Source organism: Actinoplanes sp. NPDC048791 (assembly GCF_040650095.1).
In the GTDB taxonomy this organism is placed as follows: Bacteria; Actinomycetota; Actinomycetes; order Mycobacteriales; family Micromonosporaceae; genus Actinoplanes.
In genome coordinates this window covers 1-2,321 of record NZ_JBEZGQ010001200.1, presented here as the reverse complement: position 1 = coordinate 2,321, position 2,321 = coordinate 1, and the positions used below count along the sequence as shown (strand labels likewise).

Annotated in this window: 3 protein-coding genes; all 3 read right to left on the bottom strand. The window is 72.3% G+C overall.

Annotation, left to right across the window (positions count from 1 at the left end; translation table 11 throughout):
* Window positions 1–826: hypothetical protein (locus tag AB0C29_RS44290; protein WP_360833796.1), on the bottom strand; the 826-nt coding region annotated here is incomplete at its 3' end.
* Between the two features lie 15 nt (window positions 827–841).
* Window positions 842–1,456 (bottom strand): RdgB/HAM1 family non-canonical purine NTP pyrophosphatase, encoded by a 615-nt coding sequence (gene rdgB / locus AB0C29_RS44285; RefSeq protein ID WP_360833794.1) that lies wholly within the window; start codon window positions 1,454–1,456, stop codon window positions 842–844.
* On the bottom strand, window positions 1,453–2,181 hold the full coding sequence (rph, locus tag AB0C29_RS44280) for a ribonuclease PH (protein WP_360555199.1): 729 nt from the start codon (window positions 2,179–2,181) through the stop codon (window positions 1,453–1,455). Before rph ends, rdgB begins: the two co-directional genes overlap by 4 nt.
* Window positions 2,182–2,321 lie beyond the last annotated feature (140 nt).

Here is a 2,321-nt window from a genome sequence, read left to right as displayed (position 1 = left end):
GGTCCGCGCGGACGGCTCCGCGCACGAGCTGATCGGCAACGTCGCCGCGGGCGGCCTCGACGACGCTGCGCCGGCCCGGCGCAGCGTAGAGAGTGCCGTCGGCGCCGATTGCGATCGGGTCGTTCAGGCCGCCCTCCAGGGCGATCTGCGTGGCCGGGGTGCCGTCCGGGAAACCGCCCTCCCGGGTACGCGCGGAGCGCCACTGCCGCGCGGTGAGCCCGGCCAGGTCCCGCCCCAGCACAGTCTTGATCTTGCCGCCGTCGACCGTACGGACCAGCTGGTGGGTCGTCGGGTCGTTGCGTTCCTCAGCGAAGTACATCCGGTTGTCCGGCCCGACCGCGACACCGTGCAGATACCGCAGGTAGGCGCCCTCGGCAGCGGCACCGTCGGCCGGCGGCTTGCGGTCACCGCGATAGGTGTCGCGGTTGATGCCGAGCCGCTGGGTGGCCTTGCCTTCCGGCGTGATCTGCCAGACGCCGCCCTCGCCGTTCCACAGGGCGACGTAGACGGCGCCGTCCGGGCCGGTCGTCATCTGGCTCACGTACTCGGCTCTGAAGCCGGGCACCGCCACATGGGACAGCTTGCCGTCCTGAACCGTCCACATGGTGGGGACCGCGTTGGTCTCGGTCAGCACCCGCAACGTCCCGGCCCGGTCCACCGTCATGTCCACGAGCCGGCCGTCGATGAACGCGTCCACGGCCGGGCCGCCGTCGGCCTCGCCGCCACCGGCCACCAGCTCCACCGTCTGCGCCGACGTGCTGCCCGGCGTGCACCCCGCAGCGGCCAGCACCAGTGCGGCCGCGACACCCATCCCCCGTTTGGTCACGGCGGCATAGTAAAGCTAGCGGGGAAGCTCCTTGGCAATGACCTTGGCCAGCTCGCGGAACGCCTTGCCGCGATGGCTGATCGCGTCCTTCTCCTCGGCGCTCAGCTCGGCGTTCGTCCGGCTCTGGCCCTCGCCCAGGAAGATCGGGTCGTAGCCGAAGCCGCCGGTGCCGCGCCGCGAGCGCAGGATCTGGCCGCGCTGCTTGCCCTCGACCAGGTGCTCGCGGCCGTTGGGCAGCACCAGCACGGCCGCGCAGACGAAGGCGCCGCCGCGGTGCTCGTCCGGGACGTCGCCGATCTGGGCCAGCACCAGGTCGAGGTTGGCCTGGTCGTCGCCGTGGCCACCGGCCCAGCGGGCGCTGAAGACGCCGGGCATGCCGTTGAGCGCGTCCACGGCCAGCCCGGAGTCGTCGGCCACCGTCGGCAGGCCGGTGCGCGAGGCACCCTCGCGGGCCTTGATCAGCGCGTTCTCGCCGAAGGTCAGGCCGGTCTCGGGCACGTCCGGGTAGTCCGGGAAGTCGCCCAGCCCGACCAGGTTGATGCCGCCGGAGCCGAGCGCGTTGTCGAGGATGCGCTGGAGCTCCACCAGCTTCTTCGGGTTTGCCGTGGCCAGCAGCAGACGGGCACTCACGACGCCAGCGCCTTCTGCTGGGCCGCCGCCAGCTCCGCGCAGCCCAGCACGCCCAGGTCGAGCAGCGCGTCGAGCTGGTCCCGGCGGAACACGTTGGCCTCGCCGGTGCCCTGCACCTCCACGAAGTCGCCGTCGCCGGTGCAGACCACGTTCATGTCCACCTCCGCGGCGACGTCCTCGAGATACATCAGGTCGAGGCGCGGCTCGCCGTCGATGATGCCGACGCTGACCGCCTGGATCGAGCGGTGCATCACCTTCTCGACCTTGCCGGCCAGCGACTTGCGGTCGGCCAGCCAGTTGACCGCGTCGTGCAGCGCGACGTAGGCGCCGGTGATGGCCGCCGTCCGGGTGCCGCCGTCGGCCTGGAGCACGTCACAGTCGAGCACGATGGAATTCTCACCGAGGGCCTTGAGGTCGATGCAGGCCCGCAGGCTGCGCCCGATCAGCCGGGAGATCTCCTGGGTGCGGCCGCCGACCTTGCCCTTGACGCTCTCCCGGTCGCCGCGGGTGTTCGTCGCGCGGGGCAGCATGGCGTATTCGGCGGTCACCCAGCCCAGGCCGGAGCCCTTGCGCCAGCGCGGCACGCCCTCGGTCACGCTGGCGGTGCAGAGCACCCGGGTGTCGCCGAATTCGACGAGCACCGATCCCTCCGGATGAATGCTCCACCGGCGGGTGAGGGTCACGGGTCGGAGTTGGCCGGGCTCTCGGCCGTCGGGTCGCGCCATGGGAAGAGCCTAGGCTGATCGCCGCTACAGCGCGTCGCCGGGTGCCGTCGCCCAGGCACTGGAGGCGACGGCGGCGACCGCCGGCACGGCCGGTCGCAGCGCCCGCGCCGGCATCGGCTGCCGGTTCAGGACCGCTGAGC

Coding starts and splice junctions, on each gene's coding strand:
- rph (WP_360555199.1), bottom strand. CDS start 2,181: ATGGCGCGACCCGACGGCCGAGAGCCCGGCCAACTCCGACCCGTGACC.